The organism is Phycisphaeraceae bacterium, from assembly GCA_015709595.1.
Lineage (GTDB): Bacteria > Planctomycetota > Phycisphaerae > Phycisphaerales > SM1A02 > CAADGA01.
Genome location: CP054178.1, coordinates 2,320,726 through 2,343,092, shown reverse-complemented (window position 1 = coordinate 2,343,092; position 22,367 = coordinate 2,320,726). Strand labels below are relative to the sequence as shown.

Genomic DNA, 22,367 nt, shown 5'->3' with positions numbered 1-22,367 from the left:
GAATCGTGGTGTCTTCGCCTCTTCCCCCATGTGCCTCCGGTAGTACTCTCCGCTACCGGTGGCACAGCGCCGACGCGCTGTCAACCGCTTTCTGAGCGCTGAAGCAGCCGTTTGCGCCGCAGGTATTCCTTCACCTCACCGACTAGCTGGCTCGCGTCGTCAGTGAGCACGCTCGGCCGTCCCGGTTTGCGATCGACCATGCTGCGCGAGAGGTGGGCCTCTATGGCCTCGATCGCGTCGAGGAGCGAACGTTCGGAAATCTCAAGGTCGCTCGGAATCAGACCCGCACGTTGGTGCTGTTCGAGTGTGGCCTCCATGCTCTTGAATGACTTGGGCCCTTCCGAGAGGAGATCTAAAACATGCTCAAATCTCGCCCAGATCTTGTCGTTGCCGAGCGACTCATAGACCTCGAAGTCTCCCTCGCCGGCTGACCACAGCGAAGCCGTAAGGCCAGCCAGCCGATGCTTCTCCTCCTTGCTCGCCGTCTCCAGGGCCTCCTCCAAGGCGGGAAGTGCCGCCGGCCCGATACCTCGCAGAATCTGCTCAACACGGAAAGCCAGCTCATCGTCCGCCGAAAGCAGACAGCGAATCAATGATGGCACCGCCTGCACCGCGGCCGTGCCCGCCGATCCGATGGCGGCCACGAGCACGCTCGCAGCGAAGCCGTCGCGTGTCCGGTCAAGCAACGACGACAAGGCGGGCACGACAGCCGCTTTCGCGGACTCCGGCATGTCGCGCAGCACCCCGACCAGCATCCCGCGCACATGGTCTTCCCGCTCCACTTCGAGGGCCGCCACGACTGCCTGTGCCCCTGCGGTCCCCATGCGCGTCAACGCCACGCCCAACGTCGGTACTTCCCGCCAGTCTCCCTGACGCAGGCGCCGAACAATTCCTGGTGCAGCGACAGCGCCGATCGACGCGAGCGCGTCCGCCAGCCCGTCCGCGACGCGCACGCCGGTATCAACACCTACTCGTTCCAGCAGCCGTGGCAGAGCTGGCCCTGCCCGCGGCCCCATCATTCGCACACCGCTCAGGGCGGCGATACGCACGTCCTCATCCTCGGCCGCTATCAGATCGGCCAGACGTTCAAGCGCGTCATCGGGCACATGACCGACTTCCGCGAACCCCATGATTGCGCCTCGGATCAGGTACGAATCGTCGGCGAACAGTATCGCCAGTAACGCGTCTGTCGCAGCATCCGTTCCGCGCGTGACCCACCCCAGCACCGAACAGGCATAGCCGCGCACGTCCGGTCGCACGCGGGGGTCTGCAATCAATTCCTGCAATGCGCCCATGAACCCCACCGCCGCGTGTCCATGTCGCTTGATGGCGGTCAGCACCGCGTACTGCGCGTCCGGCGCGCCGCTCAGCAGGATCGGTGTAATCGCCTCCACCGCCTCGGGGGCTGACGGGTCGCCATATAGCAACCCGATCGCCGACATCATCACGATTGACTGCTGCTCGTGGCGAAGGCCACGCCGCAACGTCCCGAGCACTCTGGCATTGGCGGGAGCAATCGTGATCCGGGCCACCGCAGCCATCACGCGCACCAGTTCATCCGGCCCGCGCATCAGCCCCTTGAGGAACGTCTCGGCACCGGGCGGAGCGCCGCCGATCGCCATGAGGTAACACGCCGCCGCCTTCACATCAGAGTTGCCCCGCCACAGCGCCTCGATCAATAACTCGCTTGCCCTCTCAACCGCCTTGCCATCATCAACGCTCCCCGGTTCATGCAGCGCGAACCCGCGGAGCACGGCGGCGGCGACCAAGCGGCGATGCGTATCGGGATCGTCCAGTGCCTCGATGAGGGCCGGAATGGTCTGCTCATTTCCAAGCCGATCGAATACGTTGTCCAGCCGGCAGAAACCCGTCGTCAATCGCAGCGGGTCTTCCGCCATCGCCTGAAGGAAGGCGTCAACGGCTTGCCTGGCCTCGTTCGAGACAAGCCGGAGCTTTCGGGGACTCTCATTGTCCGGTGACGGCTCGGCAGGCATCCTTTCGCGGCTCCCAAGGGCAGACGGTGCATCGCGCCAGATTCTACCGGCCTTCCGCAGGTACCAGGCCCCGCCCCGTTGCTCGCAGAATCGGCTTGCCGACTGCCGCCACACCGTGCTACGCAGGTGAGAGCGCAACTCGCTTCGATAGGCATGACAGGTGGTGACCGACAACTGGGAGGTAGCGATCTTCACTCGGCTGAATGAACTGGCCGAACGGCACGGGCTGTCGCCCTTTGATTTCAGTGCATCGCTCAACAGAGATGGCAAGGGTCAGTCAATGCTCATCTTCCACGTTGTCCCAGATGAAGAGGTGCCAACGGAGCGATTCGTCCGTCTACTGGCGGGGCTTGGAATCACGGACAATGACACGCTGCATATCCAGGGAACCGACGAGCAGATCTACGACACGTTGACATGGGCCATCCAGAACGCCCCGCGCCATCCGCGGCGCGGTCGGTGATTCACGAGAGCATCTTTGCCAACAGGGTGCTCGGAACCCACCTGCCCGGCTCCGACCCATGCTCCGCGGTGAACCCGACCAACCGGTACGCACACCCGATCCGCCGCGGTGCCGAAAGCCGCCGCCGAAACCGATCGTGCAGAATGGCGCGAGCTTTCTCCGCATCCGAGCTGGCGAACCGAAGCTCCCGGAGGGGTTGCCCCACCCGGCCGTAGCGGACGGTCACGACCCAGTCGCCGAGCAGGTCCTGGCCGACGGCGAGTTCGTACCGCCGGTGATGGTTGAGTTGATCGCTGTGCGCCTCAAGGGCGATCGTCAGAAGTTCGAGCACGCCGCCTCCGTCGCCGATGATTCCCGCAGGTACTGGTAGAGCGTCTCGCGGCTGATGCCGAACTCACGGGCGAGACGTGCCTTCTTCTCGCCGCCGGCGGCGCGGGCTCGCAATTCCGCGATGCGTTCCGGCGACAGCGCCCGCTTGCGGCCGCGGTACACGCCGCGCTGCTTGGCCAGTGCGATACCCTCGCGCTGCCGCTCCCGGATAAGTTCGCGCTCAAACTGACCTACCGCGCCGAGGACGGTGAGCATCAGGTTGGCCATGGGCGAATCCTCGCCGGTGAAGAGCAGGTTCTCCTTGATGAACTGGACGCGGACGCCGCGGCGGGTCTGCTCCTGCACCATGCGGCGCAGGTCGTCCACGTTGCGGGCCAGGCGGTCCATGCTGTGAACGACGACCGTGTCGCCCTCGCGGGCGTAGGCGAGCAGCGCCTTGAGTTGCGGCCGCTCTGTATCCTTCCCGGAAGCGTGGTCGGTGAACAGGCGGTCGAGTTGGACGCCATCGAGCTGCCGCTCCGCGTTCTGATCAAGCGTACTGACCCGAATGTACCCGATCCGTTGCCCCTTCCCCGACACCCGCCCTCCATGAACTGTCAGGAAAGCTCTATGACATCGCGCCGCACCTGTCAACAAATACTTGCGGCGACTCCATTCTGACAGAACCGCCCGGAACTGTCTGACATCAGGATGGGGTACACCTCAACTTGACACACTGCAACATCTGTCCCCCGCCCCCGTTGCAGTTGCAGACCACGGTCGCCGTGGTGTCACGCACGCTTCATGCTGCCTTCAATGCATGACAGAGCCGACGCAGCGCGCCACGCGCCGAGGACCCCACACTGCTGGCTGTACCGCTGCTTCGCCGTATAGCGCTCGTGGGGTCGCAGGCATTGAATTCATTATCGATGAAGAGGTGACCACCGCTCACGTTCGTGAACGTGATACTGCCCCGCGTCCTGACAAGATGCGGGCGCGCCGAGGCTGCGATCCGTGCCAGATTGGCGCGATACGTGTCCCATTCCCCAGTCGGCCTGTAGTGCTGCTGCGACGGATAGACATGGCTCGTTGAGTCCACGCCCTTCTCCGCCAGAACAATGACACCCATTTCCCAGTCGGACACAAACGCGGAGACTTGCCGCTCCTTGTCGAGCAGGCACCGCAGGTCGATACAGAATATGTTGCTGTGGTGGCCTGTGGAGCCGCCAGTGGCCGGCGGATACAGCACAACATACACTTTGCAGTCCACGAACCGATTCATCGTAAAGTAGTCCAAGTACCACAGTGGTGGTAGCAGCACATACGGGTTATGATGATTGCTGTACTGATTGATCATCAGCAGCCGGCCTCCCGGCTTGAGGAAGTCTGCAAAGTTCGTCACGGTCCTGGCCGGGTCAAAGGTGTTATCCAATGTACTGCCATCAACTACGAAGTCTGCGAAGCCTCTCAGTGTCTCGGGCAGCGGCTCGGTCAGATCGTGAATGATGTCGGCGCCCTCGTAGTCGCTATGATCGAGCGAAAGCAGCTGCGGCACGCCCAATAGCGCAAACAGAGCAGAATCGCTGATCAGGTCTAGCCCGGCATGGGAGATGCGGCGTCCTACAGTGCTGCTATCAACTTGGAGGTCCTCTGGCCCGACTTCTGGAGTATGGCCGTGCTCGCGCATGAGCGCTATGATCTCATGTGGCTGAAAGTATATTGTTTGCTTGCCGATAGTCACCACATTGCCGGTCAACGCCCTGTACGCGTGTTCTCGCAGCAGAGCCTCCACCATTTCATAACCAAGTCCCATGTGATCCCTCCATCAATACTGAATGAGTGTTCGCCCACACTACTCCCGGCGGACTACGAAGACAAGGTGGCAGTGAAGCACCGCCGCGCAGTGAACGGCACGTGGCCGACAACGCGATCGTGCTCGCTAGGTGGAAAATGCGATATGCAAACCAATCGCAACACAAGGCATGCGAATGGTGAGTCGCGCAACTGTAACACAAATGTCATTCACAAGCCCGACGCGATGCGCTATGGTCGAGTACGTCAACAAGTCGCTTCACCATGTCCGCACCTAACCCATTGCACCTCGCCAACACCGCCCAGCAGATGGCCCGCACCGCACCGGCCTCCGACGCCGTCGTGTTCAACAAGGTCGCCATGATCTGCATGGGCGTGATGGCCGCGGCATCGGTCATGCAGGTGCTCCAGCCGCTGCTGCGCGAGCTGAACCGCAAACACGCCGCCGACGAGCACCGGGGACGCGGGCGCGGCCGCTGAGTGCGTCACCACTCGATTGAATCCACTATCGTATCGCGGTCGCCGGCCTGCAAACCGATGCTCCGATCTGCTTCGCGTATCCACGACACGCGGTGCCGGGCGATGCCCTCGAAGAGCCGAACCGACGGACGCACTTCCGCGTTCAGATTGCGACCCCTGATGCGGATCTTCTTCCCGGCCGCCAAGATCGTGATGCCCTCAGACGGGTCAAAGGCAACCCGCTCCAGCCAGCCGTAGCCGATGGCGACGATGCTGCCGTCCTTGCGACGCAGTTCCAGCATGACGGCACGTTCACGAATGCCGCGCAGCCAGCCGAAGGCGCCCAAATCGTCGCAGGCATCCGGCTCGGCGTGTTCGGCGGCCATGCCGAGACGGGAATCCCTGCCCGTCACGTAACGCTGAAGCACGGCACTATCGCTCATGGATCAATCGCTCCTGTTCAAGGTGCATGGCCCGACCGGCGTCGTACATCGCCGCCAGGCGCTCCAGCCGTTGAAGCGTGGCTGCCCGGTCACGCTGGTCACGGCCCGCGATGAACTCCGTCGCCGTCAGCCGGTCGTCGGACCGGCTCACCGCCTCCAGCAACGCTTCCTTGTCGTCGGTGTAGACGGTCGCGCGTTCACGGGCACGACTGACACTGACATAGAACTGCTCGCGCGACGTAGCCGGCAGTGAGTCGGACGACTGACCGATGAACACGCGGTCCACGGTCTTGCCCTGGGAGGCATGGCTGGTCACGACGTAGCCGTGCGCCAGGTGGGCGTAGTCCTTCGACACGGTCCAGCCGTTGGCCAGCACGATGTTCCCTTCGGCGTCGAAGCCGCGCACCGCGTAGAGCGAGCCGTTGTTGAGCCGGTGCCGCCCGTCGGCCGTGGTCCCGTTGCGCGTGATGCGCAGCACGTCGCCGGGGGCGATGGGCAGCACCGACGGCCGGTAGACCTGAAAGCGCTCTGCCTGGTCGAGCGGCAGCGGATCGTCGCCGACAATGACCCGCTCACCTTTGCGATGCCCCTTGGCATTCTGGTGGTAGACCAGTACGTCGCCCGGCGCGTAGTTGAGCGCGTCGGCTTTCTCCGCTCCGGTCAGGTTGGCGCTTTCCAACGCCAGGAAGGTCTGTTCCCCCTCCCCCAGCTTTCCCGCCTGCTTGAGGCGGGCACGGATTTCGTCGGTAATCCACTCGCCCTCCAGGTGCGTCGGCGAGACGACAAGCCCTGTCTTCCCCTCTTCCACGGTCCGCACGTAGTCCTCAGCCAGCGCCTTGTAACGCTCCGTCTCGCCGACCTCGCGTACCCAGCCCAGCCGGTCGAGCTCGCGGAAGCCGTCCTGCGTCCGGCCTTCGGAGAGCGCCCGCACGGCTTCCCGGTAGTCGCCGCGCTGCCGCTGAATCTCACGTATCTCGGCTGGCACCAGCCCGGCTTCCTCTTCGAGCAGCCGCAGCGCCGCCCCGCGTTCTACGGAGCCGTGCTGCCGCCGGTCACCGGAAAGGACGACTCGGGCACCCAGCCGGTCGGCCAGGTCGAACACCCGGCCCATCATCCGCGAGCCGAGAAGCCCAGCCTCGTCAATCCAGATCACCTGCCCGGCCACCCGCGCCTGCAATCGCTCGTCTACCAGCAACCGCGCCACGGTGTCGGCCTCGGCGAAGCCCTCCACGTCGCGCAGCACGCCACGGCTCGCGTCGGCTGATGGCGCGAAGACGAACACCCTCTTCCCGGCCGCTTCGATACCTTCGACCGCCTCCTTCATCATCGTCGTCTTGCCAGTGCCGGCGGCGCCGCGAACTAGGATGACGCGGTCGTTCGAGTCCAGCACGTGCCGCACCGCGCGTCGCTGGTCGGCATTCAGCCAGTCGCGCTTGAGCGCGTAGCCGGCGGCCCCGAGCGGGCGGCATGCTCCGCGCCCGCTGCGGGCAAAGGCCAACATCCGGGTCTCCTCTTCCAGGACGCTTCGAGTGGTGGCGAGCCGCCGGCCATTGCGCTCCGCCACCACCAGGTTCTCCACCGAAAGGCCGCGCATCACCGATGCTGGTGACGCCTTGCCCACGGCTCGCTTCATGGCCTCCGTGAGTATCTTCCGCTCCGGTACGACGGCGCTGCGCTCGAAACAGTGGCCGACGGCGTGCAGCGCCGCCTCACGGGCCGCACGCCCGTCTTCCGGCAGACTGTCCATGCCGAGCCGGCCCTTCACCCCTTCAAGCGCGGCCAGCTCGTCGGACGTCATTCGCGACACCCACTCGCTTCTCAGTTCATCCAGCGCCAGGTCCTTCTGCTTCTTCTCCCGCGTCTTCGCACCCAGCCTGTCCTTTGCCTCCGGGTCCGTGACGCCCTTCTCGCGGGCCTGTTCCTCGATGAGCGCCGTGCGCCGCGAGAACTTCCCAATCGCCGACAGCGGCACGCCCGCCAGTTCCCAGCCCTGCTTCGTGCGCTGCGTCGGCAGACCCAACTCTTCGAGCCGCCGCGCGAGTCGAGAATGGAACACCGCCTCGAAGAACGGCGCGTCGCGTTTCAGCCCCGCGAACTGCCCCGCCTTCCAGCGGGATTCCGTATCGTCCCAGGTGGTGTTGAACACGAAGCAGTGTGCGTGCAGGTGGGGGTCGGGAACACCCTCGACCGGGCGCGCCGTGAAATGCACAAACTCGCCCCAGACCATGTTGCCGGTCGCACGGTCCTCATTCCGACCGCCGGCACGCACGCGCGCCTGCATTTCCGCCTCGATGTCCTCCATCGTGGCTTCAACCGACTCCCGGAACGCATCGAGAATACGCTCGTCGCGCGTGAGGCCGTAGAGAATCGACACGGACTTCGGCACGTGGAAGTTGAAGTCATAGCCGACGCGGCGGTCGCGCTTCGTCCGGGGTGTTAGTGCCTCTCCGCTCTGTGGGTCACGATTGTCGCAGAGGGCGTCCCACTCTTCGCGGCCGACGTTGCCGCACAGCCCTAGCCGCGCTGCCCCTTTGCCTTTCCAGACGCCGACGAGCTCTTGGCCCTCCACGTAGTAGTCGGCGGTGGAGTAGTAGCTTCTGGCTCGGTCGGGCGAGTTGTTCTGGATGATGCGAAGCATGGTGACGCGATAGTTCCTACCGCTTCATTCGCAATCGTCAAGAAGTTGTTCGCGTGAGGGTTGCTTTCTTTCACGGCGGTGTTTCACGCCGGCAACAGGCGGCCTGCCGGCTCACCCGTCGGATGGGTTCTCCCTCTGCATTACGCGAAGCGGTACGGCCGCGGCACGAGCGCCGGCGTTGAATCGCCCCCGGTGCAGCGACAGCGCGATGCGGCACATCGCCAAGGCACCCTCGCCCGCTTCCTGTCCGGCAGCGGTGGGTCGCCCGGGCGTTGACGTGCCGGGTTCGTCTCTGCCTTTCCCCGGTCTCCTTCGCCCAACCCGGCCTGATTGACGGCATCGCTACAGCCGCCGCCGGTCCGGTCAAGCAGAAAACCGGTTCCTCCCAACATCTTCACTGCGTTGCAGACGCGGGTCCCTCCCGTTTTCCGCTGTGACCGTTGCGCTCCGCCCCGGCTTGGAGCGGCTGGTTACCGCGTGCCATCAGGCCGCGATGGGCGCGGCCGGAAACCTCTCAGAAAGGAGACTCACATGTCCGACACGAACAACAACGCTTCCAAGGCTCCCACGCACATCGCCTACCAGGTGCGCGACCGCGAAGGCAAGAAGGGCTTCTGGACCCGCATCGGGTCCGCCTGGCCGCACAACGACGGCAAGGGCTTCAACATCCAGCTTGAAGTCGTGCCGCTTGACGGCCGCATCACGCTCCGCGTCGCGAGCGACAAGAAAGACTGACCCATCCGCAACCGGGCGGGCCGCAAGGCCCACCCTTTCTTTATCGAAAGGAGACTTCACGTGACACAACCTACTGACATCGACATCCATCAGCTTCTGCGCGAGCGGCGCCAGGTTGCCGTTCTCTGGAGCATCGAAGACGTGCAATCCGTTCGCCCGGACCTCAACGACGACCAGGCGTGGCAGGTCTTGCAGCGGTGCTGCCGCGTGCATGACTGCTCCGTCGGCTTCAACTGGCTGCTCATCGAGTACGTCGCTGACGACCTGTACCCGAAAGGACAATCCGAGAACGGAGGCAGGCCATGACCGCCGTCGCTCTCATCAACCCGTTCTTCGCTGCGCGTCTCCGCCGTAAGCCGCGCTTGGCCTCCGCCAGAGTCGCTTCCGCGCCCGTCGAGATGCGAGTCATCGGCAACGCCACGCTCTACCGCGCCGACTGCTTCGACATCCTGCCGACGCTCTCCGGCATCGGCGCCGTCGTCACCGACCCGCCGTATGGCATCGGCTTCCAGTACCGGAGCTACGACGACACCCCGGAGAAGTACGACGCCCTCATGGCGCGGCTCGTACCCGAACTGGTCCGCATCACCGGCAACGGCCCGTGCTTCGTCTGGCAGAGTCCGCTCACCGCCGAGCGCTGGCATCGTTACTTCCCGAAGGGCTGGCGCATCGTCGCCGCGTGCAAGGTCTATCCCGAGCGCGGACGGCCGCGCTGCCTGAGCTGGGACCCGGTCATCTTCTGGAGCGGGCGATCGCTGCTCAAGGACGAGCTGCCGCGCGACTGGCACGTCGCCGACCTGCGGCCGTGGACCGACAGCATCAGCGATAATCCCGTGCCCTGCCCGCGCCCGCTGGAGCAGGTGCGCTATATCTGCAACTCGATATCCCCCGACTCCATCCTTGACCCGTTCATGGGTTCAGGCACGACCGGCGTTGCCGCAGTTCTCGCCGGCAAGCGCTTCGTCGGCATCGAGCGCGACCCGGTCTACTTCGACTACGCCTGCAAACGCATCGAAGCGGCCAGGAAGGAGCGTCGCCATGCAGCCGAGTAAGCCCAACGATTGCGGCGTACTCGACGCGGGACTGCGCGAAGTCGTCGCGACGCATGGCCGCGGCTACGCCGCCATCCGCGTCGCGCTCTGCGAGGACGGCCTTTACCGCATCGGTGTCGAGATGCACTACGCCCACGGCGGCTTCGCATTCCCCATCAGCATCCACGCCGAGGGATTCTCGACGTTGGACGCCGCCCGCACGGCCGCGTTGGAACTTCTGCTGCGTTCCTGGCATGCCCCCTTCCCTTCCGAACCGGACAGCGTGCGTACGGAGCTTGCCGCCATGCGCGCCCAAGTCGAGGCCCGCCTTCGCCAGCCCACCCTCTTCTGAGGTGTCAGCCCGATGCCCTGGCCTTCGTCAGGGCAGCACCTGCCGATGCCGTCGCGCTTTGCGCTCGCCATGACACGCGGCCGTGTGTCCCCGGCTCCTTTCCGTGGGGTTGACCTGTTGATGCACATCCTGGCGTCCGCCGCCACCGCGTGCGGCCTGCGGCCTCAAGGGGACCGTGTTGTCGCTTCGCTCCTGCCCGCACCATCCCCTTGACGTGGCGGCTTTGCACGGCCGCCGTCCGGTGTGCATCGGTCAACCAGCCACGAAAGGAGACGCAACCGATGGACACACCGCTCACCCATGCCGACCTCCGCCGTTTCACCGGCGACCTCGAACGCTTCCGCCACCCGCTCGCCCGCGGCGTCATCTACACGCCGGGCGTGCGCTACCTCGCCCAGCGCGGCGGCGCCTACTGGCTCATCGACGAGATCGCGCTGGCGATCGCCGGGGGCGACGTTGCCAAGGCGGGCAGGTCCGACGAGCGCGTGCTCAGCCTCCACTTCTGGCGGCTTGAAGTCCGCGAGGACCGATCGGCGACGCTGACCGCCCGCGCCGACGACGGCGTTCCTCCCTTCGTCACCCGCCACATTCCGTGGACCGACTTCCCGCTCGACCATGTGGACGTGTGGGCCGCCTACGACGGCCGCTACTGGACGCTCTACCTGCCCTCCGAACACTGAGGGCTTCGCACCGTCTCGACGCTGGACAGCGGACGCCCTTGCCGCTGTTCAGTTCGAGCGTGCTCTGGACCGCCGTCCCCGCTCCCTGATTCCGCAACGCGCCGAAGCATGGTCCGCGCCAGGCGGGGCATCGCCTGTCACGTCCCATGCGCGTGAAGCCAAAGAAGAGGAACCCTCGGACTCGGGACCATACCGGCAGATTGATGGGGTAGACTTGGCGTGCCCGCCGCCCGTCGTGTCGGGTCCCAGCCGCCGGTGAGGACCCGACGACGACGGCCGTATACGGCAGACTCAACACAGTTGAACGACTGACTGATTCATCCGATTGAATGCACTCCAGAATCTCGCGGAAATCGATTTGTTGCACAGACATCTCCCCTAAGCAGTGCTTAGGACATCTTTCACCGTGAAAGCGTGCTGGCTGGCAAGCTGTCATGCTTGCAGGCTGGCTTACCGTCCTGACGGCGTGCATGCAGGCGCGACGGCATGAAGGAAAGCGTTCCATCCTGTCGGCAGGCTTGCAGGCATGAAGGCTTGGTGACGTGACGGCTTGACGGATGACAATCATGAAAGCATGAATGCAGGCGCTCCTGCCGTCCGGCATGCGTGCGTGAAGGCATGCCAGACTGAAGGCTGCAAATAATGCTTGCCATCGGGCATGCAATCGTGCTAGCCATCAGGCATGATTATCGCCGTGGCGAACTCCAAAGGCGGGGTCGGGAAATCGACGCTCGCCGTTCACCTGGCCGCGTGGCTCGACAAGCAGGGCCACCGGGTGACGCTGGCCGACTGCGACACGCAGCAGTCGTCGTCGCAGTGGATTCGCGAGGCGGCGCCGCAGGTCAAAGCGCTGTGCATGCGCGACCCGGACACCATCATCAACGAGCTGCCGATGCTCGCCCAGGACACCGACTACGTCGTCGCCGACGGGCCGGGAAGCCTCGCCGAGACAAGCCGGGCGCTGCTGCTAGTGGCAGACCAGGCCATCGTGCCCTGCAAGGCGTCGATGCTGGAGATTCGCGCGCTGGACGCCGCGACCAAGGTGCTCCGCCAGGCGCAGAAGATTCGCGTCGGCCCGCCGAAGGCGACAATCGTGCTCAGCATGGTGGGGAAGAACTACCGGCTGACACAGGACATGCGGGAAGCCGCGGCGCTGCTCAAGCTGCCGATCACGCCGACCTTCATGACGCTGCGCCAGATTTACGCCGACGCACCCGGCCAGGCGGCCGTGGTGTGGCACATGGGCTCCCGCGCCAGGGAAGCCGCCGTCGAGGTGGAACGGCTGTTCCGTGAACTGTTCCCCGACGCGACTGCATCGTCGCGCCCGGCCGCGCGGAAACGCCAGGCCGCGGCGACATAGGGGAGGGACGCATGGCCGAACGCCGCTCACTCGCCGAAGGACTCAAGGCCACGCCGAAGGTGGATACCGTGGTCGCCCGCGAGTTCATCCACGAAGGCAAGGCCGGAGGTACGACGCCGGCCGTTGTGAAGCCGGAGACCACCACGCCACCAGTGCCGGTCATCAACCGCGTATCACTCAGCACACGCATCCGCGACGACTACGCCAAGGCGCTCAAGCGCGCCTCGCTCGAACGCCAGTTGAAGGGCGTCGAGCCGAATACCTTGCAGGACATCCTGGAGCAGGCCATCGAACCGTGGCTGCGCTCGAACGGCTACATCCCCTGATTGCTTCCGCCCGCATCGCCGCCGTCAGTGTTGCCGGCACCGTCAGCGCCGGCCGGTTCGAGTGTATCGGGCGAGGCGGGTGCTTCGAGTTGCGCCGGCGGCGAGGGAAGGGAAGGGGCCGCATCCAGTTGCAGTTCCTGCTGCCGGCTCGACCCTTTGAGGTGGTACGATCGCACGAAGGCCAGCCGGTCCCCGTTGAACATGAAGCGGATGTTGACGAAGAACACGCCATCGCTCGGGCTGCGGTAGAGGAATTCCTTTTCGAGGAGCTCGCGGACGCCGCGCTGGTAGGTGCGGTCGCTGATGCCGTGGTCCTTGGCGAGGTACTGGTTGAGCTTGATCTCGTCGGAGCCGGGGTTGGCGCGCATCTCGTGGTACACGAGCTCGAAGACCTGCATGCCGGTTTTGGACAGGCCCGCCGCCTGCTTGATCCCATCGAGGAAGAGCTTGACGAAGCGGCTGGAATCGACTTCCTCCTCCCACCAGAAGCCCATGCCGCCGATGCCCTTGATCTCGCCGCTGCTGTGGTCCACGATTACCGAGCCCTTCCCGCCCGGCACGTGAAAACGCTTGGTCCGCGTGGTGATCCCGTTCGAGGTCGGCACGCTCGGGTTGGTGCGGTAGACCGGGAAGCCGCGCTTCGTGCTGATCTGGTTCGTGCTGCGCGCGGTTTCCGCGCCTCCAAGGGCCACTGCCGCGTTCTGTCGATCATCCGTCATTTTCGCCCTCCGATTTTGTCAGTAGTCAGACAACACACTGGCAGATGTCCGACAGAAGCGCAAGCGCCTTTTGACGGTTCACCGACTGGTCGTGACGGTCGCCCGACAGATCGTGACGGTTCGGATCGAGCAGAATCAACGGGTTGCGCCCGTGGTCTTTCTTATACTCCAATACAAAGCGCCGCGACCGCCGCCGAGCGCGCCCCGACAGCGCTGGCCGAGGCGGCGGCTCGCACGCCTCATCGAAAGAACGGCGCCGGCTGTGGATAGCGCCACGAAAACCTCAGCAGCCGCAGCCAGAAAGCACCGCCGACAGGCCGGAGAGTTGCCCCGACTGAGCAGACCGCGACGCCTTCACATCGAGGAGAGGCCTGGATGGCACTCAGGGAAGGGTTCAAGCCTATGGCATCGTTTCCGGCCCCAATAGAGGCCCGTAGAAGCGAGGAATCGACTCCGAGGCCAGTCAGCCGCCCGAAGGAATCCTCTGACCCCTCAGTGACGATTTCTCGCGGACTGAGATCGATGCAGGCGGTTACTCGACGGCGCTGCGTTGCTCAAACCTTGCAGCCCAACGAGCACCCTTGGCGCTCTGGCGGGAGACGACGGAATCGCCCATGCAAGTCGGGCAGCCGAATCGCGGCGTCGATGCCCACCGACTGGCATAGGCACCCAGGAGAACGACCCCGACCGCCCCGAGAAGCGATTGCCTGTCCAGCCCGGACAGCAGTGCATTCGCGATGACCAGTAAGACCGCGATACCGAAGACGAAGTGAACCGCTGCCCGTGCCCGCGATTGCGGACGGGCGATGCCGTTCTCGTGGGGAAACACACCGCATCGTTCGCACACGAGTTGACCGGCAAACGCAGGGTCCGCCCATTCGGCAACACGGTGCCGCTCGCTCCGGGCGGCCATCCGAATCCCCTGGATCAGCGCCCCGAGCGAGCAGAGCGCGCCGGCGGCGATCAGGAGAGGTGACTCGCGATCGACGCCCGAGGTCAGCAGCATAAGGCCAATCACGAACAGCGCAATGAACGCGATGGCGAGGCCGGCACCCCGGAACAGCCGAGCCGGCAGGGAAGTTGTGCTTGACGGGTTCGCGCTCACCGTTGCGCCTCCCTCCGTCGCCGCAGGCCGGCGAGCCCGACCAGGGAGAGCAGGGCGAGCGAGCCGGGTTCAGGGATGGCCGTGATGATGCGGATGTTGTCGTTCGCGGCGGCGAACTTCAGCGTGAAGTCCAGCCGCATGCGGTCCCCGGAAATCTCGAACGTGTCGAGCGAGCCGGGCGGGAGTTCAAGACGGCGGCCAGGATGCTGGCCGTAGGTGATCCCCGGCCGGCCAAGAAAGCCGTCGGTCCCGTTCATCGACGAACTGTGGATGAGCACGCCGAGGATGGGCGCGTCGAACACGACGTAGCCGGAGAGCAGCGCGTCGAAACCGTTCACCGAGTCGGCGTGGAACAGGTAGCTCTGGACCGCCGTGCCTGCGGACACGAATCCCGGCACGAGCAGCGACTCGTGATCGACGAGGCCGATGTTGACGTGGTCGAGTGACACGTCCGAGGACAGGACGACCTGCCGCTCGAAGAACCCGCGGATCTCGGTGTCGCTCTCCCACTGGTTGAGCAGGATGGAGGAGGGGGGCTCGGCGAGGACCGCCGCCCCTCCGACCTCGATGATGTCGGCGGAGGCGGGCAGGGCAGACAGGAGCGTGACGGTGAGACCGACGAGAACGGACAAACAACGCATGACCGATCCTCCGAAGAAGGCGAGCCTCGCGGCCCGGCCCGACCGTGCCGCATTCCAACTATAGTTGGCAGACTCGCCGAAATCCAGCCTTTAGCCTTCATTTGGTGCTTGGCGATGAACTCCGCGAAGAACGGCTCAAGGCGAAGCTGACGCAGGAAACCCTTGCGGCCAGGGCCGGCGTCTCGCGCAACTACGTGAGCCTTTTGGAGCTGAACCAGAAGTCGCCGACCGTCCAGATGCTGTTCAAGATCTGTAAGGTACTCAAGGTCCGGCCGTCGGCGCTGATCGCCCGCGTCGAGGACGAGACCCGCCGATAGCTCGGGCCTATCCGTACCCGGTCCGGGGCAGAGCCGCTCGCCGCCACTTCGACACGGCGCACTGGCATTGACGCGAGCCGACAACCGTCAAGCCCTTGTCTCCACGGCCGAAGTTTCTGTCACAAAACCTTCATACACGTCCCGATGCACCTGTGGCAGAATGAAGGTTGAGGGCGTGCATCATGACGGAAACGGAACCGGGTCGTAGCGACCCCCCATTCGGCGACGATAACGAGCGCAGTGCGAAGAGCGACGGCCTCGCTGCGAGTGCTGTCGGGCTGGTCGCCGCCGGCGTTGCCGGCGCTGCCGGGCACAACACAATCCTGCCGGAAAGGGGGAGCCGGAAGCTCGCCATCGTAGTCGGAGTCGCCGCCCTGGGCGCGCTGATCTACGACATCGTCCGGCACCGCCGCACCGCGTCATGGTCTGGCAAGGTACGCCAACCATCGACGACTGCTCCCGATCGCGAGCGCTGATTCCGCCACCCGACTCCCATCAACGTCGGCACGTCTTCTTGACCATGTGGCCGCATTCGTCGCACTTGTAAACGACCGTCTCGAAGAAGTAGTTGCCGACGGACGACGCCATGTTCGTGAGCGTCCACGCCATTGCCTGCGCGGGATGGCCCATCCGCCGTTGCACATGCGGCACGCCGCGCGTTGACACGCCGAAGTCGATGAGCTTCTCCGTCGAAGCCGGCCGCATCACGGGCCGGGACGCGCAGCGGTCGCACTGAGGATCGTCCATTCGCACTCTCCCGATGACTCGCGCAATTCTAGCGACACAGGTCAGCGCAACGCGGGGGTGGCGAAGCATCCGCCTCTTTGCACGGCCCTGATTGTCGGCGATTTCGCCCGTTCCGGCTTTCTGCCGCGGCGCTCCCGGCCGTCGCCGCTTCGCTGCCCGCCTCCGAGTCATGCACGCCTCACGCCGTCGCCGCTGCGCGCCCTGCGGGTGCGCTCCGTCATTCGGCCTGCTCCGCTGACGTGGGACTCTCCGGCGGGCCGCCGGCCGTCGCGCCGCTCGCTCCTTGTCACCCCCGACGTGGTCCCTCGTGCCTGGCGAAGGGACCGCACGTCGCGGGGCCCGACAAGGAGCAGAACCATGAAAGCCGAACAAGCCAGGAAGATCGCCGACCAGGCCCTCGAACAACTCGCCGACGCGCTCGCGCACGGCAAGAGCGAAGCGCTCACCCGCTACCTTGCCATGCTGGCGAAGTTCCACAAGTACAGCTTCGGGAACGTGCTGATGATCCTCTCGCAGAAGCCCGACGCCACGCACGTCGCCGGCTTCCACACCTGGCGGCAGATGGGTCGCTTCGTCCGCAAGGGCGAGAAGGGCATCGTCATCATCGCCCCCATGCTCATCCGCAAGCGCGACGAGCAGGACAGCGACGGCGACGGAGAATCCAAGCCGGTGCTGCGGTTCCGCGGCGTCTACGTCTTCGACGTGTCGCAGACGGATGGCGAGTCGTTGCCCGAGCCGGCGCGCGTCAACGGCGACCCGCGCCACCACACCGACCGCCTCAAGGCACTTGTCACCGAACGCGGCATCACGCTCGACCACATTGACGTGCCGCACGACGCTCTGGGCGTCTCCCGCGGTGGCCGCATCAGCATCCGCCCTGACCTGGAGCCGGCCATCGAGTTCTCCGTCCTCGCGCACGAGTTGGCCCACGAGCTGCTCCACCGCGGCGAGGACCGCCCGACCAGCAAGACCGTCCGCGAGACCGAGGCCGAAGCGGTCGCCTTCGTCGTCTGTCAGGCGATCGGCCTGGAGACCGGCACCGCCGCCAGCGATTACATCCAACTCTTCGACGGCAAGGCCGAGACGCTGGCCGCCTCCCTCGACCGCATCCAGAAGACCGCTGCCGAGATCATCGCGGCCGTCCACGCCGCCGCCGCCGAGTCGGCCGAGGCAGCCTGATCCCGGCGGTTGGCACCGGACGATCTCACACACATCGGGCGACAGCGAGCGCCGCGTCTGCAATAATCCGTCCAAACGCTGTCCCGCCCTCGCGCCGGCGGGCAGGAGGCTTGACGCAGCCAGGCACCCGTGCTACGGCAAGTCAGGTAGCGACAGGAGGTCGTCAGTGGCTCGGACCGCATCGACGCAGATTTACACGCCGACCGTGGAACACGCCGTAACCGCGGCCGCGCTGCTCGATCGCATCGACCTGCTGCGCCTTGACGTGTCAGCCAGACTCGCCGACGACCAAGCGAGACGAGCCAAACTCGGGCAGTTCTTTACACCGGAGTCGGTTGCCAGATTCATGGCGTCGCTGTTCGCGTTTCCCCGGATGCCCAAGACACTGCGCCTGCTCGACGCCGGCGGCGGCAACGGAATGCTCACGGCGGCGGCGGTCGCCGAGTTGTGCTCACGACGAGCGGCGCGCCCGGAACGCATCAGCGCCACGGTATGGGAACTGGACGACGCGCTCATCCCGTCCTTGGAGGGCACACTTCGGCTGTGCGAGGCAGCGTGCCGCAGAGAAGGAGTCGCGTTCACCGCCGACCTTCGCCACGGCGACTTTATCCTGGAAGCTGCCGACATGGTCGGCGCCAACCGCTTGTTCGCCGGCGACGCACCGCAATTCGACGCGGCGATTCTCAATCCGCCGTACCGCAAGCTCCGCAGCGACAGCGAGGAGCGATTGCGGCTGCGCGCCGCCGGCATCGAGACGAGTAATCTCTATGCGGCGTTCGTATGGCTGACGGTTGAATTGCTGGCCGACCAAGGCGAGCTCGTCGCCATCACGCCGCGCAGCTACATGAACGGCTCGTACTTCCGACCGTTCCGCCGGGCACTCGTCAATCGCATGGCATTCCACCGCGTGCATGTTTACGACTCACGCCAGGCGGCGTTCAACCAGGACGACGTGCTCCAGGAGAACGCAATCATTCATGCCGTGCGCGGCGGTGAGCCGACGCCGATTCTCGTCACCACGTCGCACGGCCCTGGCGACGACGGCATGGCATCGCAGACGCTGACGCCCGAACAGTTCGTGTCGCCGACCGACTCTGACATGGTCATGCACGTCGTGCCCGACGAGACGGATGCTCAAATCGGCGACGCAATGCGGCGGCTGCCATACACACTTGCCGAGTTGGAGATTGCCGTCTCCACCGGTCGCGTCGTGGACTTCCGCGCGCGGGATCGGTTGCGCGCCAAAGCAAGCAACGGAGACGCGCCGCTCATCTTCCCCAGGCACCTGTCACCGGAGGGCTTCGTCGAGTGGCCGCGCGACCTTCGCGACAAGCCCAACGCGATTCACGTTCGTGGCGACGAAGATCCCGACTTGCTGCCGCGCGGCTGGTACGTGCTGGTCAAGCGGTTCAGCGCCAAGGAGGAGAAGCGCCGTGTCGTAGCCGCGCTGTGCGATCCGAACCGACTGCCGCGCAGTCCTGTCGCCTTCGACAATAAACTCAACGTCATCCATCAAGACCACCACGGCTTGCCGCCGGCATTGGCCAAGGGCCTGGCGCTGTTCCTCAACGGAACGGCGGTGGACGCCTACTTCCGGCAGTTCAGCGGCCACACGCAGGTCAACGCGCGCGACCTCCGCTCGCTGCGTTTCCCAGACCGGGAGACGCTGGAGCGCTTGGGCCGTCACGTGAACGGCCGGATGCCGTCCACCGACGAGATCAACCGATTGATACGAGAGGAGATTCCGAGCATGAGCGAAGGCGACGACCCCATTGCGAACAAGACCAAGGTCGAGTCCGCCCTCGACGTGCTGAAAGCCCTCAAAGCGCCCAAGGGGCAGGTCAACGAGCGCTCGGCGCTGACGCTGCTTGCCTTGGTCGATCTCGAACCCACCGCTCCTTGGTCGAAGGCCGGCAACCCGCTTCGCGGCGTCACGGAACTGATGGACTGGATGGCCGCCAAGTACGGCAAGAAGTACGCGCCCAACACCCGCGAGACGATTCGCCGCTTCACGCTCCACCAGTTCGTGGAGATGGGGTTTGTGCTGCTCAATCCGGATGATCCGCAGCGCCCCACCAACAGCCCGAAGAACGTTTACCAGGTCGAACCGTCGGCGCTGGAACTCCTGCGCACCTTCGGCACCGACGACTGGCACAAGAACCTCTCCGAGTATCTGGATTCGATGGAGGGGAAGAACCGGCTGCGCGAGGCAGCCCGTCAGATGTCGCAGATTCCGGTCACGCTGCCGACGGGCCAGACGCTCCACTTGTCGGCCGGCGGACAGAACGTCCTCATCAAGGAAATCATCGAGCAGTTCGCGCCGCGCTTCACGCCGGGCGGCCACCTGGTGTACGTCGGCGACGCCGGTGACAAGCATCTGGTCTATGACGAGGCGTACCTCAAGAAGCTCGGCGTCGTCATCGACCGACACGGCAAGATGCCCGACGTGGTGATCCACTACAAGGACCGCAACTGGCTTGTGCTCGTCGAGGCCGTCACATCACACGGCCCGGTGAACATGCTCCGGCACACGCAACTCAAGGATTTGTTCGCCGGCTCCAAGGCCGGACTCGTGTTCGTCACCGCCTTCCTGGACCGTCAGGCGATGCGCGAGTACCTGCCTGACATCGCATGGGAAACGGAAGTCTGGGTCGCCGATGCGCCAACCCACCTGATCCACTTCAACGGCGAGCGGTTTCTTGGACCCTACGAGAAGTAGTGTCCTGACTTCGAGTTTCTCGCAAGCGGTTCGTGGCTTGAAGTCCTTGGCAGATAACGGGTTGGGCAGTTCGATGTTCTGGGACTCAGGACGGTAGCGCCGCGGCGCGGCGTCCGAGAACCGCACCGATGCGGGCGGATTTCTGTATTTTCTATCCCGCGCATCCGCAGACACCGAAAAGAGCGTCCTCTACGGAACCGATGATTCCGATATGGACGGCTCCCATTGGCCATGTCGCGGCGTGGCGGAGCATGCTTATTGCCCGCGCCTGTTCTACTACATGACGGTAGAGGGGGTCTTTCTGCCCAGCGCCGACACCGAGCAGGGCGCCGGCGTTCATACCCGGGTAGATCGGCCAAGCGAGGCCCCGCCAACACCAGAAGGCAACGGGAAGAGCGGGCGCGGCAGGAAGAAGACCGAGAAACTGGAACAATCTGACACCGACCCGGATCGCCCGCGTTCCGTCCGCAGCCTCGCGCTTACCAGCGACCGGCTGGGCCTGACCGCCAAGCTCGACTTGGCCGAGATCAACGGCACGACCGCCATCCCCGTCGAGTACCGCAAAGGCAGACCGAAGCGTTGTGGCGAGGTCGCCGAACCCGTGGATGAAATGATGGAGCAGGGGCGACTGCTCCCCGGTCCGGAGCCGTGGCCCACCGACCGCGTACAGATCGGGCTCCAGGCAATCCTGCTGGAAGAAGCCGGGTACACCGTCCCCGAAGCGTACTTCTATTACGCAGCCGAGCGGTTGAAGCTCCGAATACCGGTTGACGATGCACTGAAACGCGAGGCGCTCGCGGAACTGGAGGCCGCGAAACGCGCTGCGGCAGGAGAGCGCCCGCCGCCGCTGGTGAACGATCCGAAGTGCCCGCGCTGCTCGCTCCAGCCGATCTGCCTGCCTGACGAGATCAATCACCAGCGTCTGACGACGCTCACAATCAACGGCGAGACAGCCGACGAGCAGCTCACGCCGCGGAAACTCTGGCCGCCGCGCGACGACGGCATCCACGTCGTCCTCCAGAAGGAGGGTGTCCGCGTCGGCGTGCGCGGCCAGTCCGTCCGAATCACGGACAAGGATGGCGGCGTCGTCCGCGACCTGCCGCTGGCAAACGTCGAATCGCTCACCGTGCTCGGCGGCGTGCAGGTCTCGACGCAGGCACTCGCCGTCTTCGCCGACCACGAGGTTCCCGTCGGGTTCCTCACCGCCGCCGGGCGGCTGGTTGCCATGATGGACCCGATGGGACCGACGAGCGCCGCCGTGCGCGCCGCGCAGATCAGGACGCTCGACCGGCCCGACAAGGCCCTCGAACTCGCCAGAGCCGTCACGGTCGCCAAAATCGCCAACCAGCGCACGCTGCTTATGCGCAATCACGCCGCGCTCCCGTCGCGCGTGGCGGCGGACCTCCAGGACAGTGTGAACGCCGCCGAGCACGCGACTACGTTGGACGAACTCCGCGGCCACGAAGGCAACGCCGCCGCCATCTACTTCCGCCACTTCGCGGGTATGTTCAAGGAGGGTGTCAAGGAGATCGCCGCGCGTTTCGACAGCAACGGCCGCAAACGCCGCCCGCCGCCCGATCCCGTCAACGCCGTGCTGTCATTCGCCTATTCGATGCTGACGCACGAATGTACCGCCGCTGCGCGACTCGCCAGTCTGGAACCGACGCTCGGGGCGCTTCACGCCACGCGCCCCGGACGCCCGGCGCTGGCGCTGGACCTGATGGAGCCGTTCCGGCCGCTGATCGCTGACTCGATCGCCGTCTCGGCGTTCAACCGTGGCGAACTGACCGAGGGCCATTTCCTCGACACCGCCGCCGGCTGCGCCCTGACCGACGCCGGCCGCAAGGGATTCTTCTCCGCCTATGGCCGCCGCATGGACACCGAGGTCCGGCATCCCGTCTTCGAGTACCGCCTGTCCTATCGGCGGATGCTCATGCTGCACGCCCGGCTCGTCGCCGCCTGGCTCCTGGGCGAGGTGCCGACGCTCGCCTTCCTTACCACGAGGTAACGCCATGCGCCGCTGCTACCTCGTCTGCTACGACGTGCGGCACGACAAACGCCTCCGCCGCATCCACAAGCTGATGAAGGCGTATGGCGAGCCGTGGCAGTACTCCGTCTTCTATTGCACGCTCAAGGCCATCGACCGCGTCCGCCTGGAGAACGCCGCCCGCGAGATCCTCAACCTGAAAGAGGACCAGCTCCTCATCGTGGACCTGGGCAGCAACGAGGACGCCGCCCGCGAGTCGGCGACCGTCCTGGGGCAGAGTTTGCCGGATCAGGAGAGCGGAATGGTGGTGATCTGACCCCGATGCGGGTATCCTTTCCGGCATGGTCGCGC

The 22,367-nt window shown here is 65.2% G+C and carries 24 protein-coding genes; 14 read left to right on the top strand and 10 right to left on the bottom strand.

Annotated features, from left to right (window positions below):
* Window positions 1-80: 80 nt before the first annotated feature.
* On the bottom strand, window positions 81-1,994 hold the full coding sequence (locus HRU76_09895; GenBank protein QOJ17874.1) for a hypothetical protein: 1,914 nt from the start codon (window positions 1,992-1,994) through the stop codon (window positions 81-83).
* Between the two features lie 163 nt (window positions 1,995-2,157).
* On the opposite strand from HRU76_09895, the gene HRU76_09890 reads away from it, so the two are divergent.
* Window positions 2,158-2,457, top strand: coding sequence for a hypothetical protein (locus HRU76_09890; GenBank protein QOJ17873.1), 300 nt, complete (start codon window positions 2,158-2,160; stop codon window positions 2,455-2,457).
* Window position 2,458: 1 nt separating this feature from the next.
* Here HRU76_09890 and HRU76_09885 read toward each other — a convergent pair whose 3' ends face one another.
* The 3 genes from HRU76_09885 to HRU76_09875 all read right to left on the bottom strand — a co-directional run bounded on the left by HRU76_09885 (window position 2,459) and on the right by HRU76_09875 (window position 4,579).
* Window positions 2,459-2,788 (bottom strand): WGR domain-containing protein, encoded by a 330-nt coding sequence (locus tag HRU76_09885; protein QOJ17872.1) that lies wholly within the window; start codon window positions 2,786-2,788, stop codon window positions 2,459-2,461.
* A complete protein-coding gene (locus HRU76_09880) occupies window positions 2,773-3,366 on the bottom strand; it encodes a recombinase family protein (protein QOJ17871.1) in 594 nt (197 codons plus the stop codon). The genes HRU76_09885 and HRU76_09880 overlap by 16 nt, the downstream gene beginning before the upstream one ends.
* A gap of 202 nt (window positions 3,367-3,568) precedes the next feature.
* Window positions 3,569-4,579: a hypothetical protein gene (locus HRU76_09875; protein QOJ17870.1), complete on the bottom strand. Its 1,011-nt coding sequence runs from the start codon at window positions 4,577-4,579 to the stop codon at window positions 3,569-3,571.
* A 263-nt stretch (window positions 4,580-4,842) separates the two neighbouring features.
* Here HRU76_09875 and HRU76_09870 point away from each other — a divergent pair, with 263 nt between their 5' ends.
* A complete protein-coding gene (locus HRU76_09870) occupies window positions 4,843-5,058 on the top strand; it encodes a hypothetical protein (protein ID QOJ17869.1) in 216 nt (71 codons plus the stop codon).
* Between the two features lie 5 nt (window positions 5,059-5,063).
* Here the strand turns inward: HRU76_09870 and HRU76_09865 are convergent, their stop codons facing one another.
* Complete coding sequence (locus tag HRU76_09865) at window positions 5,064-5,480, bottom strand: hypothetical protein (GenBank protein ID QOJ17868.1); 417 nt, start codon at window positions 5,478-5,480, stop codon at window positions 5,064-5,066.
* A complete protein-coding gene (locus HRU76_09860) occupies window positions 5,470-8,118 on the bottom strand; it encodes a relaxase domain-containing protein (protein QOJ17867.1) in 2,649 nt (882 codons plus the stop codon). The genes HRU76_09865 and HRU76_09860 overlap by 11 nt, the downstream gene beginning before the upstream one ends.
* Before the next feature lie 531 nt (window positions 8,119-8,649).
* On the opposite strand from HRU76_09860, the gene HRU76_09855 reads away from it, so the two are divergent.
* The 7 genes from HRU76_09855 (at window position 8,650) to HRU76_09825 (ending at window position 12,602) form a co-directional block, all read left to right on the top strand.
* The gene (locus tag HRU76_09855; protein ID QOJ17866.1) at window positions 8,650-8,853 is read left to right on the top strand and encodes a hypothetical protein; all 204 of its coding nucleotides are present in this window, start codon (window positions 8,650-8,652) and stop codon (window positions 8,851-8,853) included.
* 60 nt (window positions 8,854-8,913) lie between these two features.
* Window positions 8,914-9,159, top strand: coding sequence for a hypothetical protein (locus tag HRU76_09850; protein ID QOJ17865.1), 246 nt, complete (start codon window positions 8,914-8,916; stop codon window positions 9,157-9,159).
* A 248-nt stretch (window positions 9,160-9,407) separates the two neighbouring features.
* On the top strand, window positions 9,408-9,905 hold the full coding sequence (locus HRU76_09845) for a site-specific DNA-methyltransferase (protein QOJ19163.1): 498 nt from the start codon (window positions 9,408-9,410) through the stop codon (window positions 9,903-9,905).
* Window positions 9,892-10,236: a hypothetical protein gene (locus HRU76_09840; GenBank protein ID QOJ17864.1), complete on the top strand. Its 345-nt coding sequence runs from the start codon at window positions 9,892-9,894 to the stop codon at window positions 10,234-10,236. Before HRU76_09845 ends, HRU76_09840 begins: the two co-directional genes overlap by 14 nt.
* Window positions 10,237-10,517: 281 nt before the next feature.
* The gene (locus HRU76_09835; protein QOJ17863.1) at window positions 10,518-10,916 is read left to right on the top strand and encodes a hypothetical protein; all 399 of its coding nucleotides are present in this window, start codon (window positions 10,518-10,520) and stop codon (window positions 10,914-10,916) included.
* A 682-nt stretch (window positions 10,917-11,598) separates the two neighbouring features.
* Entirely contained in the window at window positions 11,599-12,276 is a 678-nt protein-coding gene (locus HRU76_09830; protein ID QOJ17862.1) for an AAA family ATPase, read from the top strand.
* Between the two features lie 11 nt (window positions 12,277-12,287).
* Window positions 12,288-12,602 (top strand): hypothetical protein, encoded by a 315-nt coding sequence (locus HRU76_09825; protein QOJ17861.1) that lies wholly within the window; start codon window positions 12,288-12,290, stop codon window positions 12,600-12,602.
* On the opposite strand, the gene HRU76_09820 is transcribed toward HRU76_09825, so the two are convergent.
* From HRU76_09820 to HRU76_09810, 3 genes are all read right to left on the bottom strand, one after another.
* Window positions 12,590-13,321, bottom strand: a complete 732-nt coding sequence (locus tag HRU76_09820) for a replication/maintenance protein RepL (protein QOJ17860.1) — start codon at window positions 13,319-13,321, stop codon at window positions 12,590-12,592. The two genes, HRU76_09825 and HRU76_09820, sit on opposite strands and share 13 nt — an antisense overlap.
* A 532-nt stretch (window positions 13,322-13,853) precedes the next feature.
* Entirely contained in the window at window positions 13,854-14,426 is a 573-nt protein-coding gene (locus tag HRU76_09815; protein QOJ17859.1) for a hypothetical protein, read from the bottom strand.
* Window positions 14,423-15,067 (bottom strand): PEP-CTERM sorting domain-containing protein, encoded by a 645-nt coding sequence (locus HRU76_09810; protein ID QOJ17858.1) that lies wholly within the window; start codon window positions 15,065-15,067, stop codon window positions 14,423-14,425. Before HRU76_09810 ends, HRU76_09815 begins: the two co-directional genes overlap by 4 nt.
* A gap of 101 nt (window positions 15,068-15,168) precedes the next feature.
* Between HRU76_09810 and HRU76_09805 the strand changes: the two genes are divergently transcribed.
* Complete coding sequence (locus HRU76_09805; protein QOJ19162.1) at window positions 15,169-15,384, top strand: helix-turn-helix transcriptional regulator; 216 nt, start codon at window positions 15,169-15,171, stop codon at window positions 15,382-15,384.
* A gap of 495 nt (window positions 15,385-15,879) precedes the next feature.
* On the opposite strand, the gene HRU76_09800 is transcribed toward HRU76_09805, so the two are convergent.
* Window positions 15,880-16,131, bottom strand: a complete 252-nt coding sequence (locus HRU76_09800; GenBank protein QOJ17857.1) for a hypothetical protein — start codon at window positions 16,129-16,131, stop codon at window positions 15,880-15,882.
* A 357-nt stretch (window positions 16,132-16,488) separates the two neighbouring features.
* Here HRU76_09800 and HRU76_09795 point away from each other — a divergent pair, with 357 nt between their 5' ends.
* The 4 genes from HRU76_09795 (at window position 16,489) to cas2 (ending at window position 22,332) form a co-directional block, all read left to right on the top strand.
* Complete coding sequence (locus HRU76_09795; GenBank protein ID QOJ17856.1) at window positions 16,489-17,310, top strand: DUF1738 domain-containing protein; 822 nt, start codon at window positions 16,489-16,491, stop codon at window positions 17,308-17,310.
* Between the two features lie 166 nt (window positions 17,311-17,476).
* Complete coding sequence (locus tag HRU76_09790) at window positions 17,477-20,029, top strand: Eco57I restriction-modification methylase domain-containing protein (GenBank protein QOJ17855.1); 2,553 nt, start codon at window positions 17,477-17,479, stop codon at window positions 20,027-20,029.
* 211 nt (window positions 20,030-20,240) lie between these two features.
* Window positions 20,241-22,037 (top strand): CRISPR-associated endonuclease Cas1, encoded by a 1,797-nt coding sequence (cas1, locus tag HRU76_09785; GenBank protein ID QOJ17854.1) that lies wholly within the window; start codon window positions 20,241-20,243, stop codon window positions 22,035-22,037.
* 4 nt (window positions 22,038-22,041) lie between these two features.
* Window positions 22,042-22,332 (top strand): CRISPR-associated endonuclease Cas2, encoded by a 291-nt coding sequence (cas2, locus tag HRU76_09780; GenBank protein ID QOJ17853.1) that lies wholly within the window; start codon window positions 22,042-22,044, stop codon window positions 22,330-22,332.
* Window positions 22,333-22,367: the final 35 nt, after the last annotated feature.

Coding starts and splice junctions, on each gene's coding strand:
- HRU76_09895 (QOJ17874.1), bottom strand. CDS start 1,994: ATGCCTGCCGAGCCGTCACCGGACAATGAGAGTCCCCGAAAGCTCCGG.
- HRU76_09875 (QOJ17870.1), bottom strand. CDS start 4,579: ATGGGACTTGGTTATGAAATGGTGGAGGCTCTGCTGCGAGAACACGCG.
- HRU76_09870 (QOJ17869.1), top strand. CDS start 4,843: ATGTCCGCACCTAACCCATTGCACCTCGCCAACACCGCCCAGCAGATG.
- HRU76_09865 (QOJ17868.1), bottom strand. CDS start 5,480: ATGAGCGATAGTGCCGTGCTTCAGCGTTACGTGACGGGCAGGGATTCC.
- HRU76_09860 (QOJ17867.1), bottom strand. CDS start 8,118: ATGCTTCGCATCATCCAGAACAACTCGCCCGACCGAGCCAGAAGCTAC.
- HRU76_09855 (QOJ17866.1), top strand. CDS start 8,650: ATGTCCGACACGAACAACAACGCTTCCAAGGCTCCCACGCACATCGCC.
- HRU76_09845 (QOJ19163.1), top strand. CDS start 9,408: ATGGCGCGGCTCGTACCCGAACTGGTCCGCATCACCGGCAACGGCCCG.
- HRU76_09840 (QOJ17864.1), top strand. CDS start 9,892: ATGCAGCCGAGTAAGCCCAACGATTGCGGCGTACTCGACGCGGGACTG.
- HRU76_09835 (QOJ17863.1), top strand. CDS start 10,518: ATGGACACACCGCTCACCCATGCCGACCTCCGCCGTTTCACCGGCGAC.
- HRU76_09830 (QOJ17862.1), top strand. CDS start 11,599: ATGATTATCGCCGTGGCGAACTCCAAAGGCGGGGTCGGGAAATCGACG.
- HRU76_09825 (QOJ17861.1), top strand. CDS start 12,288: ATGGCCGAACGCCGCTCACTCGCCGAAGGACTCAAGGCCACGCCGAAG.
- HRU76_09820 (QOJ17860.1), bottom strand. CDS start 13,321: ATGACGGATGATCGACAGAACGCGGCAGTGGCCCTTGGAGGCGCGGAA.
- HRU76_09810 (QOJ17858.1), bottom strand. CDS start 15,067: ATGCGTTGTTTGTCCGTTCTCGTCGGTCTCACCGTCACGCTCCTGTCT.
- HRU76_09800 (QOJ17857.1), bottom strand. CDS start 16,131: ATGGACGATCCTCAGTGCGACCGCTGCGCGTCCCGGCCCGTGATGCGG.
- HRU76_09795 (QOJ17856.1), top strand. CDS start 16,489: ATGAAAGCCGAACAAGCCAGGAAGATCGCCGACCAGGCCCTCGAACAA.
- cas1 (QOJ17854.1), top strand. CDS start 20,241: ATGGACGGCTCCCATTGGCCATGTCGCGGCGTGGCGGAGCATGCTTAT.
- cas2 (QOJ17853.1), top strand. CDS start 22,042: ATGCGCCGCTGCTACCTCGTCTGCTACGACGTGCGGCACGACAAACGC.